Source organism: Arcticibacter tournemirensis (assembly GCF_006716645.1).
GTDB classification, from domain to species: Bacteria; Bacteroidota; Bacteroidia; order Sphingobacteriales; family Sphingobacteriaceae; genus Arcticibacter; species Arcticibacter tournemirensis.
Window position 1 is genome coordinate 1,708,156 of record NZ_VFPL01000001.1, and the last position, 14,324, is coordinate 1,722,479.

A 14,324-nucleotide genomic window follows, 5' to 3' on the forward strand; every position below is an offset into this window, starting at 1 on the left:
GGGTTAAATTTGCTTAATCGATTTACCTCTTTTTTCAAATTAATGATTTTCAATATGTTATGAATTTTACATGCTGTGTGTAAACTGTACACTTAGTATCAGTGCGGATGCTTGGTAATTTTTGTGGAAAACTTATTGCCGTTTTTCTTTTTTTCGGGAACGTTCCCGATTAACTTTACAAAGTATTAAGCATTAGTGTGACTAACCACATATGTTGAACTTAAAATAAAATTAAATGAAAAAACATTACATGAAGAGCGTGTTTCTTCTGCTCAGTCTCGTCCTGTTTTCGATCCAGGGGTTTTCCCAGACCGGAAGTATCAGTGGACAAGTAGTAGACGAAAAGGGGCAGCCCCTTCCGGGCGCGTCAGTTAGTATCAAGAATATTAACAGGGGAACCTCTACTGATGAAAAAGGAGTGTTTAGGTTGAATGCCGTGGCTAATGGTAGTTATGTCCTCACCGTTAGTTTTATCGGATACCAGGTTTTGGAAACACAGGTGACGGTAAACGGAGAAAAGAGGGTGGCTTTGAAGCTGGTGCCCAATGCTCAGAACCTCACTGAGGTGGTTGTAATTGGGTACGGTACACAAAGAAGGAAAGAAGTTACCGGATCTATTTCCACAGTAAGTTCGAAGGATTTTCAAAAAGGTAATATAACGACACCTGAACAGCTTATAGTAGGTAAGGTAGCAGGGGTGCAGGTTACAACCAATGGCGGACAGCCTGGTAGTGGAAGTACCATCCGTATCAGAGGTGGAGCGTCTTTAAATGCCAGCAATGATCCTTTGATCGTGATAGACGGGGTGCCTGTAAGCAACGCCACTATTCCTGGTGTTAGTAACCCTCTGGCAATGATCAATCCTAACGACATTGAGACATTTACTGTACTGAAAGACGCAAACGCAACAGCAATTTATGGATCACGTGCATCGAATGGTGTTATTTTAATTACCACCAAAAAAGGGAAGAGTGGAGCTCCCTCGATAAACTTCAGTAGTCAGAATTCAATAGCTACTGTTGCAAAGAAAGTGGATGTTCTAACAGCAGATGAAGTGAGAACATACGTAAACGCAAACGGTTCGGATGCGCTCAAGGCTTTGCTGGGAACAGCGAATACGGACTGGCAGGACGAGGTCTTCAGAAATGCAGCGACTACTGATAATAACTTAAGTATATCAGGTACATCGAAGAATATGCCTTACCGCGTTTCTTTTGGGTATCTGAATCAAAATGGTACGCTGATTACCGATAAATTAGAAAGGGGAACCGCTGGTCTTAGCCTCAATCCCCGCTTCCTTGATAACCATCTGAAGGTGGATTTTAATGTTAAGAATTCCCTGGCAATCTCGCAGTTTGCCAATCAGGATGCAATTTCCGGTGCTGTTCAGTTTAACCCCACCTGGGCTGTAAACAGTGCAAACAGTACTTATGGAGGCTATTTTGAATGGTTAAGGCCGGATGGTACCTTAAATCCGAATGCTCCCAGAAACCCTGTCGGTGCGGTTAGGTTGAAAGATGACAGTGGTAATACAATGCGTAGTTTTGGCAATCTGCAACTAGATTATTCTTTCCATTTTCTTCCCGAGTTACACGCCAATGTGAACGTGGGTTATGATGTGTCAAGAGGCAAAGGTATTGTATATATTCCAGCAGAGGCTGCTATCAGCTTTAGCACCAGGGGGAACTACAATCGGTATAAATCGACCATTTCTAATAACGTAGTGGAAGCTTATCTGAATTATAATAAGGATATCTCTTCAATAAATAGCAATATCAATGCGACTGCAGGTTACGGCTACTATGCTAACCGTACCAAGAATTACAATTTTGCAAGCTACGAGGCTGACGGAAAAACGGTTAAAAGTACTCCGAAGTTTCCGTTTGACATTCCTGAAAACAGACTGTTGTCCTATTACGGACGTTTAATATATACCTTAAATAACCGGTATATCTTCTCAGGAACTGTCCGTACCGATGGTTCTTCACGGTTCAGCGAAGACAACCGTTGGGGGGTATTTCCTTCAGCCGCTTTCACATGGAGAATTAATGAAGAAGGCTTCCTGAAAGGCACAAATGCATTATCAGATCTGAAATTGCGTTTAAGCTATGGCGTTACCGGGCAGCAGGAAGGTATTGCTAATTATTCCTACCTGTCAAATTACTCAGTAAGTAATAATGAGGCTATGTATCAGATTGGCGATACCTATTATTACATGAATGCGCCGGTTGCTTATGATGAGGATATTAAGTGGGAAACAACAGAAACCTATAACGCTGGTATCGATTACGGTTTCCTGAACGGACGTATCAATGGTAGCATCGACGTTTATAGAAAGAAAACAAAGGATCTTCTAAGTGTAATTCCTATTCCTATCGGATCTAATTTTAGCAATCAGCTGCTGACAAATGTTGGAAATATGGAAGCAGATGGAGTAGAGCTAGCCATTAACGCGAAGCCTATATTGAAAAAGGACTTTTCATGGGACCTGGGCTTTAACTTTACCTATAATAAGACGAAAGTGACCAATCTTACAGCCTCTTACAATCCCGATTATATGGTTTCGGTAGGAGATATAACCGGCTCTACCGGCAACAAGATCCAGGCACATGCTCTCAACCGTTCTCCTTTCTCATATTATGTATGGAAACAAGTGTACGACGAAAGTGGAAAACCTTTGAGTGGGGTTTATGCTGATCTGGATGGTGACGGAACCATTACGGAGGCCGATAAATATTTTTATAAGTCACCTCTTCCGAAGTACAGCCTTGGTTTTTCGACATCTGTGTCGTTACGCAAATGGACGCTTAGCACGGTGCTGAGATCGAATATTGGAAACTATATTTATGACAACGTAAGCTCAAATCTTTCTTCTAGGACAGTGATCCTGGATGCTACTTCGGGCGTTGTGAACAATGTAGTAAGAGATTTCCTGAACACAGGGTTCTCGGCTAATCAATACTATTCGGACTATTATGTAAAGAACGCTTCATTCCTCAAAATGGATAATCTGGGGCTCGCTTATGATGCAGGTAATATCGCTAGAAATGGTAAGATGAATCTGACCATATCAGCGAACGTGCAGAACGTGTTTGTAATATCAGATTACGAAGGTGTTGATCCGGAGAATAATAAGGGTATAGATTACAAGTTTTATCCAAGACCAAGGACCTATGTACTGGGACTTAATGTTGGTTTCTAAAAATATTGAAAGGAATTAAAAATGATCAATCGTAATTATAAAATATTGGCTATGGCAACGGTGTTGTTGCTGGCCTTCAGTTCCTGCAAGAAGGATTTAGATCTAACGCCTACGAACGATATAACAGGCGATAAGGCATATGCAGATTTTAACGGATACAGAAGCGGAGTTGCTAAAGTATATGGAAGTTATGCAACACCAAGTAACACTGGAACGAATACCAGTGATGTTGCTGGGCAGGATCCCGGATTTGCGGATTTCTTAAGAGGGTATTGGAACTTGCAGGAGTTGCCTACTGATGAAGCTGCTTGCGCATGGATTGGTGATGCCGGTGGTGGTATCCAGGGTCTGGATTATAACAGCTATGTGCCATCGAATGTATTGATATTGGGTATGTATGCCCGTAGTCTATATCAAATATCTGTGGTCAATGAGTTTCTAAGAGAGAGTACCGACGCAAAGGTTGCCTCGAGAGGGATTAGCGGAAATGACGCCCAGGAGATTAAATATTTTGCAGCCGAAGCTCGTTTTATCCGTGCATTTCAATACTGGCTGTTGATGGATCTTTTCGGAAATCCTCCTTTTATAACAGAGGAAAACAAAGTAGGAAAAGAATCGCCACAGCAGATCACCCGTGCAAAACTGTTTGAATACGTTGAATCTGAATTATTAGCTATTGAGCCTTTACTGAAAGAAACCAACGAATATGGTCGTGTTACAAAGGCTGCTGATTGGGCATTATTAGCGAGATTATATCTTAATGCAGGGGTTTATACTGGTACAATCAAATACAATGAGGCTGCACAGTATGCTGCAAAGGTTATTTCTTCAGGTCGTTATTCATTACATCCTGTGTACGCAAATCTGTTTAAAGGGGATAATGATAAGAATAATCCTGAGGTAATTCTTTCCATCAATTATGATGGGGTTAAAACCCAGAATTATGGCGGAACTACTTACCTCATCAATGCGGCAGTAAACGGAGATATGGGGCCGGCTGGATTTGGTATTCCTAATGGCGGATGGGGCGGTAACCGCAGTCGTCCGAACCTTCCAAACTTATTTGGCGACTATAAGAATACCAAGGATAAGAGAGCGATGTTCTGGGGCGATACTCCGAATATCACCGATATTTCGGTATTCAAACAGGGACTGGCAGTTGTGAAGTTTACAAACCTCACCTCAACCGGCGCAACCCCGGCATCAGTAGGTGGTACCTATTGTTCTACAGACTTCCCATTATTCCGTCTTGCTGAGATGTATCTGGTTTACGCTGAAGCAGTAGCCAGAGGTGGTTCAGGAAGCACAGCTACTGCACTGGGCTATCTTAATTTGCTCCGTCAGAGAGCTTATGGGGATGCATCCGGAAACCTTAGTTCCTTTACCGTTGACGATATTCTCAATGAAAGAGGAAGAGAATTATACTGGGAAGGATTCAGACGCACGGATCTTATAAGATATGGTAAATATACATCTGATTCCTACTTATGGCCATTTAAGGGAGGCGTAGCTAGCGGAAGAGGTCTTGAAGCTCATAAAGCGCTATACCCATTACCGATCAGTGATGTCATCGCTAACACGAATCTTACTCAAAACCCCGGTTATTAATAAAATCTGAAAGACATGAAAGCGATATTTAATAGATTATTTTTATTCCTTGCTGCGTCGCTGCTGTTTGTCTCCTGTGAGAAAGACGAAACCAAGGTAGTAGCTACAGGAGGAACTTCTCCTCAGCTAACGGTAACTCAGAGCAAACAGGTTCTGACAGAAGCACAAAAGAACGATACGGCTGTGGTCTTTTCGTGGACAAAACCCGATTTCGGTTACAGTGCTGCCGTAAGTTATTCGATACAATTTGCAAAAAAGGGAACCAATTTTACACCCGCTAAAACAGTTTATCTAAGCAATGTACAGCGTAAGGGATATACTGTAGCTGAAATGAATGCAATTGCTGCTGAAATCGGATTGGCTGCTTTTACAGCCGGAGAAATGGAAGTGAGAGTAAGCGGTGAGATATCTGCGGAAATAGCGGCTGTTACTTCAAATACAGCCACAGTGAATATCACTCCCTACTTATCAGAGCCGGAGTATCAGGTGATCTTTATGGTTGGTGACGCTACTGAAGGAGGCTGGGATAATGCTAAAGGAACAGCGATGTTCAGAGATGACAACGATGCCTTTATCTACACATTCACCGGGCGTTTTAAAGCCGGAAACCTGAAGTTTCTCGGTATTTCCGGAAAGTGGGCACCTCAGTGGGGCGCAAATGCACAGGGTGGTGTTGCATTCAGGGCAAAAGATGCAGATCCTGATCCGGGCTCGTTTAGCGTGCCTGCCGACGGCTACTATACTGTGATCTTAAACATTCGTAACAATGTCTTTTCGATCACTCCTTTTGACGCATCGGCAACTACTTCATATAGCTCCATCGGAACGATTGGCGATTTTAATTCATGGTCAGATATAGCGCCAATGAGTAGTTCATCATTCAATCCGCATTTCTGGCATTCTAAACAGACATTCGGAGCCAGTACAGGCTTGAAATTCAGAATAGCATCAGGCTGGAGCGTCAACTGGGGACCTGCAAAAGGCCATGAAACTGAATTGCGCGGAAAGGGAGTAGCTGGCGGTGAGAATCTGACGGTACCCGCCGGCACTTACCAGGTGTACTTCGATGATATCACCGGACATTACGTGTTCGTTAAAGAATAGTGACAAAGGCAATGCAGGCACGGCATGTTCTGCCTGCACTGCTTTTTGTATAGACTAAATCCTACAAATGCGATCAACGAGAAATCACAAATGAAATTAAGTCCTCTCAAAAATAACGGTAAAGCTGTGAGAAGCAAGTCTGTAAAAGCAGGTAGTACTACAATGTTTCTATTCTTCTTTTTTAGTTTGCTATTCTCTACAGTTGTTTTCGCTCAAATTCCCTCACTCGAGCGGGTAGAACCTTCCTTCTGGTGGGCCGGGATGAAGAATCCTGAATTACAATTGGTGGTTCACGGGAAGAATATTTCGGAACGGGAAGTGAATCTGAGTTATGCCGGTGTGAAACTGGCAAAGGTGCACAAGGTTGAAAATCCGAATTATCTGTTTGTTGATCTTCTGATCGCCCCGGAGACAGCTCCCGGAATCTTTACACTTAATTTTGAGAAGAAAGGTGCAAAAAGATTATCATACAAGTATGAGTTAAAGGCGCGCGATACATCTCCAAACAGGATTCAGGGCGTAACGAATAAAGATTTTATTTATCTCATCATGCCCGACCGCTTTGCTAACGGGGATAAGAAAAACGATGTTGTTAAGGGAATGCAGGAAACTGCTCTAAACAGGGACTCGATGTATTACCGCCATGGCGGCGATATTCAGGGTATCATTGATCACCTCGATTATTTCCAGGATCTTGGCGTTACGGCCTTATGGCTTAACCCTGTGCTGGAGAATGATCAGCCGCGCACTTCTTATCACGGTTACGCAAATACCGAAAATTATAAGATCGATCGTCGCTACGGATCGAATGAACTCTACAAAAAGCTGGTAGACGAATGTCATTCAAGGGGAATGAAAATGATCAAAGACCTTGTCCATAACCATCTTGGAAGTCAGCACTGGATTATAAAAGACATGCCTTCCAGGGATTGGGTTCATCAGTGGCCTTCTTATACGAAGTCTTCTTTCCGGGATCAGGTTTTGTTTGACCCTTATGCTGCCGAATCAGAAAAGAAACTGATGACCGACGGCTGGTTTGATAATCATATGCCGGATATGAATCAGGCAAACCCATTTGTAAGGAAGTACTTTACACAAAGTCATATCTGGTGGATTGAGTATGCCGGACTGGATGGCTTCCGCCTGGATACATACGCTTATAATGATGCTGAGTTTATGGCAGAATGGGCAAAAGAAATTAAAAGAGAATATCCGCGCTTCACCTTCTTTGCCGAGACATGGGTGCACGGCGTACCTAATCAGGCATTTTTTACACAAGGAAATACTATAAACCGGGGCTTCGATACGGAACTTCCGGGAGTAACCGACTTTCAATGTCTGTGGGGCATAAATGAAGCTTTAAACGGAAAGTTTGGATGGGATGAAGGCATTACAAAACTCTATACTACTATTGCCAGTGACTTTGTTTATCAGGATCCGACGAGAAATGTTGTTTTTCTTGATAATCACGATTTGAGCCGTTTTTATTCGGTCGTTGGAGAAGATTTCAATAAGTATAAATCGGGCATCGCATGGCTGCTCACCACCAGGGGAATTCCGCAGATGTATTATGGTACCGAAATTCTGATGAAGAATTTTTCCAATCCTGATGGTCTAGTACGTGAAGATTTTAAGGGCGGTTGGACGGAAGACAAGGTGAACAAGTTTAAAGCAGAAGGCCGTTCTGAGAAGGAGAACGAAGCTTACAATTTTGTCCGCACCCTGGCAAATTACCGTAGAAATAATCCGGTGCTTCAGACTGGTAAGCTTATGCAATACGTACCTGAAAATGGCATATATGTGTATTTCAGATACAATGATGATAAAACTGTGATGATTATCATGAACAGTAACGACAAAGAAGGAAGTGTCAATACCGCAAGGTTCACTGAACGGGTGTCGGGTTACAGCAGTGCTGTGAATGTAATTTCGCAGGAGAACATTGGGGCTCTGCAAACTATAAAAGTTCCCGCTAAAACCACATTGGTACTCGAGTTAAAGAAATAATATGTCCGAAATAAAAGCTTGTTTATTTGATCTCGACGGGGTCATCGTGGATACCGCTGTGTATCATTATCGCGCCTGGAAACGCCTGGCGAACGAACTGGGGTTCGATTTTACAGAAGAAGAAAACGAGAAACTTAAGGGGATCAGCCGTGTCAGGTCTCTTGAACTTATCCTCGAATGGGGAGGTGTTGTAAAATCTGAAGAAGAGAGATCAGAACTGGCAACACGAAAGAATGATTGGTATGTAGAAATGGTAAGCAGCATGGATCCGGAAGATATTTTACCTGGTGCAGCTGAGTTTCTCAGAAAAGTGAAAGCCGCAGGATTAAAAACGGCACTTGGGTCGGCGAGTAAGAATTCGGGACTGATCCTTGAAAAAACAGGGCTCTTGTCACTTTTTGATGCAGTGTTGGACGGGAACTCGGTGACCACTTCAAAACCCGATCCTGAGATCTTTTTAAAGGGGGCCGAGGCCCTCGGAGTACGGCCGGAAAACTGTGTGGTTTTTGAGGATGCCGTGGCAGGCATTGAAGCGGCAAAAGCCGGAGGTATGAAGGCTGTTGGTATCGGGTCCGCTGAGATATTGAACAAAGCTGATCTTGTTGTCAGGGGACTCTTTGAAATGAGTGTGGAACAGCTTGATAATTTATGAGGTGAGATAAGTTTTACATGAAGAATTACATAAAAGTTGATGAGTGGAAAATCATAGAGGAAGGGTTTGATCCACATGTGAATAAGATATCAGAAAGTATCTTCAGCATTGGCAATGGCCGCATGGGGCAGAGAGCCAATTTTGAGGAAAAATATACAGGCGAAACGTTGCAGGGAAACTATGTCGCCGGAGTTTACTATCCCGATAAGACCAGGGTAGGCTGGTGGAAAAATGGCTATCCTGAATACTTTGCAAAAGTGCTTAATGCGGCAAACTGGATAGGAATCGACATCCGGATTGGCAATGAGACTCTTGATCTCAATACATGTAAGGTAAAAGAATTCAGCCGGATACTTCACATGAAGGAGGGCTACCTGGAGCGTTCGTTTATCGCAGAGCTTTCAGGAGGAAGGGAGGTGAAAGTTCATTCCAGGCGTTTTTGCAGTATTGTAGATGATGAAACCGGGGCTATATTTTACTCTGTAACCCCCCTGAACTTTAGTGATGTGGTAACTATCACTCCTTTTGTCGACGGAGATGTGAAAAATGCAGACTCGAATTATGACGAAAAGTTCTGGGATGAAGTTCATCAGGAAACTGGTGATAAAAGCGCCCTGCTGGTAATGCGTACTAAAAAAACAGGATTTAATGTATGCACCGGTATGATGTTCAGCGTGGTTTCTGCCGACGGACAAGGCGACTATCCCTCTCAACCATTCAGCCGTAATAAGTACGTTGCTCATGAAGTAGAGGTTAACGGTGTAGAGGGTAAGGAGATTACAGTACGTAAATATGTAGCTAACCTTTCATCTGAAAACTACCCTGTTGAAATCTTAAGAGATGAATGCCAGAAGACGCTTCGTAGAATCGCAGCCAAAGGCTTCGATAAAATGCTCGTTGAGCAGGCGGCGGCCTGGGCCCTGAAATGGCAGGAAAGTGATATAGTGATAGAGGGCGATGCGGCAGCGCAGCAGGGAATCCGTTTTAATATCTTTCAGCTCAATCAAACTTATACCGGTGAGGATGCACGGCTCAATATTGGGCCAAAAGGGTTTACAGGCGAGAAGTATGGTGGTTCTACTTACTGGGATACTGAGGCTTATTGCGTGCCTTTTTATCTCGCTACAGCTCCTCCTGATGTTACGCGAAACCTGTTGATCTATAGATATAAACATCTGGAAAAGGCTATTGAGAATGCAGCAAAGTTAGGTTTTACTAATGGTGCGGCTCTTTATCCCATGGTTACCATGAACGGTGAGGAGTGCCACAACGAATGGGAGATAACGTTCGAGGAGATTCACCGCAACGGAGCTATAGCGTACGCGATTTTCAATTATATCCGCTATACAGGCGATAAGGAATACCTAACAGACTATGGACTGGAAGTGCTGATTGGTATTGCACGCTTCTGGCGCCAGCGGGTAAACTGGAGCTCCGACCGGAACCAGTACGTTATGCTGGGAGTTACGGGGCCGAATGAGTATGAGAATAATGTGAATAACAACTGGTATACCAGCACCATTGCATGCTGGTGTATGGAGTATGCTATAGAGGCGATGGGCTATGTACGGGAAAGCAACGCGGAGAAATACCGATCCCTCGTTTCAAAACTGCACCTTAACGAACATGAAGAAACCTCTGCCTGGAAGCATATTATTGATAATATGTATTTTCCGGAGAGCAAGGAGCTGGGTGTGTTCCTTCAGCAGGACGGTTACCTCGACAAGGAACAAACGCTGGTAAAGGATCTGAATGAAGCGGAACGACCGCTGAATCAGAAATGGAGCTGGGACCGCATTCTGCGATCTGTATTTATTAAACAGGCTGATGTACTGCAGGGTATATACTTTTTTGAAGAACGGTATGACGAGGCTACCATACGCAGAAATTTTGACTTCTACGAGCCACGGACGGTGCACGAAAGTTCTCTGTCTCCCTGTGTTCATGCGATACTTGCCGCTAAACTAGGGGATGAGCAACGGGCATACGAGTTTTACCTCCGTACGTCAAGGCTGGATCTCGACGATTATAATAACGATACAGAGGATGGATTGCACATTACGTCTATGGCTGGTACCTGGATGAGTGTTGTTGAAGGCTTTGCGGGCATGAGAGTACGCAATGATGCCCTTCATTTTAATCCTTTTCTTCCTGCAAAGTGGAGTTCATTTTCATTTAATATTCTATTTCGCGGAGCTATTTTGAATGTTAGGATTGAGCGCGAATATGTAACATTGAGTAACCAGTCTGAAAAGCCATTAACGGTTTGTGTCTTCGATAAGCCATATGAAGTAAACGGAGGAGGAGAGGTGCGCGCAGAGTATAAGCCCGTTGCGGGAAATGTCTGAACTAAAGAACATCAACAGCGTAAAAAGAGGACAATATTTTTAAATATGAAAAAGCCGGTTTCTGTTATCCGTTGTACAAATTCGTCCTTTTCGGGCATGCGGGCACTTATATTTTTCTTTGCTGCACTATTTTTGACTGCCTGTGGTGGTCAATCTAAACACAAGGAAAGTATGGCATCAAATCAGAGGTCCGCTGATACCATCAGGAAGGATAAGATTGTTATTTATCAGATGATGGTTCGCCTGTTTGGTAATAAGAACACGACCAATAAGCTTTACGGCTCGAAGGATGAAAACGGGACTGGTAAATTTGAAGATATTACAGATAAGGCGCTGGATGAGTTAAAGAAGCTTGGGATATCCCATGTATGGTACACAGGGGTAATTGAGCATGCTACTATGACGGATTATTCCTCTTTTGGGATAAAGCCCGATGATCCGGATATTGTAAAAGGCCGCGCCGGATCTCCTTATGCTATAAAAGACTATTACGACGTGGATCCTGATCTGGCTGTTAATGTGAAAAACAGAATGGCTGAATTTGAGAAATTGGTAGAAAGGACGCATAAGAAGGAGATGAAGGTGATTATTGACTTTGTACCGAATCATGTTGCCCGCACATATAACTCAGACGCAAAACCTAATGGGATTCGTGATTTTGGTGCGGATGACGATAAGAGCAAAGTGTTTGATCCGCGGAACGATTTTTACTACATACCGGGTAAGTCGTTTGTCGTCCCCAAGGGCACAAATGCGGGAGGCGATGAATTTAAAAGTCCGTTGAAAGACGGAAAGTTTAGTGAAACGCCCGCAAAAGCAACAGGAAATAATGTTTTTTCTGCAAGCCCCGGACTAGGCGACTGGTCTGAAACTATTAAACTCAATTACGGCGTGGATTATCAGAATGGAGAAAAGGCACAGTTCGATCCCATTCCGCCGGTATGGACAAAGATGAGGGATATCCTGCTTTTTTGGGCCGGGAAGAAAGTAGACGGGTTCAGATGCGATGTAGCAGAGATGGTTCCTGTGCAGTTTTGGAACTGGGTAATCCCCCAGGTAAAGAAGGATCATCCGGAGATCTTGTTTATCGCAGAGGCCTATAATCCCAAAGAGTATAAGAAATATCTCAGCGTTGGTAAGTTTGATTATCTCTACGATAAGGTCGGCTTATACGATGCTCTGAAGAGATTGATAAGAAATGAGGCAAAAGCCGACGTGAAAGATATCAGCCATGTTTGCAACGTCGAGAGTAAGGGCTTTTCATCCAGGATGCTGCGCTTTCTCGAAAATCATGACGAAGAGCGTATAGCTTCGGCTGGTTTTGCCGGAAATCCATGGCCTGCGGTGCCTGCCATGGTGATATCGGCTACTTTATCCGGAGGCCCGGTGATGATTTATTTCGGTCAGGAAGTAGGTGAGCCTGGTAAAGGCATAGAGGGCTTTGGCGGCGAAGATAACCGTACTTCTATTTTTGATTACTGGGGAGTGCCCGAACATCAGAAATGGATGAACGGCGGAGCTTTTGATGGCGCACTTTTATCGCCCGACCAGAAAAAACTAAGAGAGTTCTATTCAACGCTATTGAAGTTCAGTGCTGCTAGTCCCGCGATAACAAAGGGTAGTTTTTTGGAGCTCAAAGGGGAGAAGGGCTGGAGTAAAAAAGCATATGCTTTCATTCGGTATACAGCAAAGGAGCGGGTACTTGTAGTAGCTAATTTTGACAGGAAAAAAGAATTGAACACCACGATTTATCTTCCTGATTCGTTGTTGCAAAAGATAAAGACAAACTCAGGCAAGCCTCTTATTGTGAATGGTGTTCTAAGCGGCAGTTCTTATACTATAAAGGATCTAAAAGCTGGAGTGCCGGTAAAGGTTGGCCCTTCGCAGGCAGAGATCCTGAGTTTTTGATGAAGAATTAAAACTTCATTTTACTTATATCGTAGAACTTACTACTTACAACTTAAAACGTATAACTTACAACCAATATATGAACAATATTATTGAGAAGCCGCGGCTCTCTTTCTGGCAAATATGGAATATGAGCTTTGGCTTTTTTGGAATCCAGTTTGGTTTTGCTCTCCAGAATGGGAACGCCTCAAGAATTTTGCAAACCTTTGGTGCCGATGTAGAACACCTGTCTCTCTTTTGGTTGGCAGCCCCTATTACAGGGATGATTGTTCAGCCGATTATTGGGCATTACAGTGATCGCACATGGAACAGGCTGGGCCGGCGACGCCCGTATTTCCTTAGCGGAGCGCTGCTTGCCGCCCTTGCATTGATATTTATGCCTAACTCGGCTTTCCTTGCCTATTTGCTGCCTCCCATACTCGTCGGTGCTGGTTTATTAATGCTGATGGACGCTTCGTTTAATGTAGCAATGGAGCCTTTTCGCGCGCTTGTGGCGGATAATCTTCCAGACTCGCAGCGTAGCGTAGGGTTTTCCGTTCAGACGTTCCTGATCGGCGCAGGTGCAGTTCTAGGATCATGGCTTCCTTATATCTTTTCAGAATACTGTGGAGTTTCCAAAATAGCGGAGCCGGGGCACGTTCCCGAAAATGTGGTTTATTCCTTTTATGTAGGAGCGGCTGTGCTGGTGGCAACGCTATTGTGGACCGTTATAACGACAAAAGAGTATTCACCCGAAGAACGTTTGCAGTTTCATCCGGAAGAAGGGGACGCAGACGCTGATGAGAAAAAGGGAATTCTGTCTATTTTCACCGACTTTTCGAAGATGCCGGTTACAATGCGTCAACTTGGGTTGGTACAGTTTTTCTCCTGGTTTGCCTTATTTTCCATGTGGGTGTTTACGACGCCAGCGGTTGCCGAGCATATTTATAAAGTTGCCCCCGGTGATACGTCATCTGTTCGTTTTGCCGACGCCGCCAATTGGGTGGGGATTCTATTCGGCATTTACAATGCGGTATCGGCAGGCTACGCTTTGTTGCTGCCTGCTATATCACGTATGACCAGCCGCAAGATAGCCCACGCATTTTCACTCACGGCTGGTGGTTTAGGACTTTTGTCCATTTACTTCATTCAGGATCCTAAAATGCTCATCTTTTCCATGGTCGGCATCGGTTTGGCATGGGGTAGTATTCTGGCTATGCCTTACGCGATATTATCCGGCTCTATTCCGGCTCGCAAGATGGGTGTTTATATGGGCATCTTTAACTTCTTTATCACCTTTCCACAGATTGTGAACGGGTTTTTCGGGGGTATTATGGTGAAACAGCTGTTTCATGGACAGGCGATTTATGCCCTGGTGCTGGGTGGTATCCTGATGATTCTCGGCGCTGTTTCAGTATTGTATGTACAGGATGGGAAAAAGCTGAAGAAATAGGAGAAGCGCAAACCGCTAAAGATATTTATTACTAACCGATTGATAATCCGGCTAAAGCTGATG

At 43.8% G+C, this 14,324-nt stretch carries 8 protein-coding genes; all 8 read left to right on the forward strand.

The features are described from left to right. Positions 1-235 precede the first annotated feature (235 nt). Entirely contained in the window at positions 236-3,202 is a 2,967-nt protein-coding gene (locus tag BDE36_RS07315) for a SusC/RagA family TonB-linked outer membrane protein (protein WP_141814349.1), read from the forward strand. 21 nt (positions 3,203-3,223) lie between these two features. After that, the gene (locus BDE36_RS07320) at positions 3,224-4,810 is read left to right on the forward strand and encodes a RagB/SusD family nutrient uptake outer membrane protein (RefSeq protein ID WP_141814350.1); all 1,587 of its coding nucleotides are present in this window, start codon (positions 3,224-3,226) and stop codon (positions 4,808-4,810) included. 15 nt (positions 4,811-4,825) lie between these two features. Then, on the forward strand, positions 4,826-5,914 hold the full coding sequence (locus BDE36_RS07325; RefSeq protein WP_141814351.1) for a SusE domain-containing protein: 1,089 nt from the start codon (positions 4,826-4,828) through the stop codon (positions 5,912-5,914). Between the two features lie 90 nt (positions 5,915-6,004). Further along, a complete protein-coding gene (locus tag BDE36_RS07330) occupies positions 6,005-7,921 on the forward strand; it encodes a glycoside hydrolase family 13 protein (protein WP_235904255.1) in 1,917 nt (638 codons plus the stop codon). Position 7,922: 1 nt separating this feature from the next. Next, positions 7,923-8,573, forward strand: coding sequence for a beta-phosphoglucomutase (pgmB, locus tag BDE36_RS07335; RefSeq protein ID WP_141814352.1), 651 nt, complete (start codon positions 7,923-7,925; stop codon positions 8,571-8,573). A 17-nt stretch (positions 8,574-8,590) separates the two neighbouring features. Then, positions 8,591-10,921, forward strand: a complete 2,331-nt coding sequence (locus BDE36_RS07340) for a glycoside hydrolase family 65 protein (protein ID WP_141814353.1) — start codon at positions 8,591-8,593, stop codon at positions 10,919-10,921. Between the two features lie 45 nt (positions 10,922-10,966). Then, on the forward strand, positions 10,967-12,829 hold the full coding sequence (locus tag BDE36_RS07345; protein WP_235904256.1) for an alpha-amylase family protein: 1,863 nt from the start codon (positions 10,967-10,969) through the stop codon (positions 12,827-12,829). 79 nt (positions 12,830-12,908) lie between these two features. Further along, the gene (locus tag BDE36_RS07350) at positions 12,909-14,261 is read left to right on the forward strand and encodes an MFS transporter (RefSeq protein ID WP_141814354.1); all 1,353 of its coding nucleotides are present in this window, start codon (positions 12,909-12,911) and stop codon (positions 14,259-14,261) included. Positions 14,262-14,324: the final 63 nt, after the last annotated feature.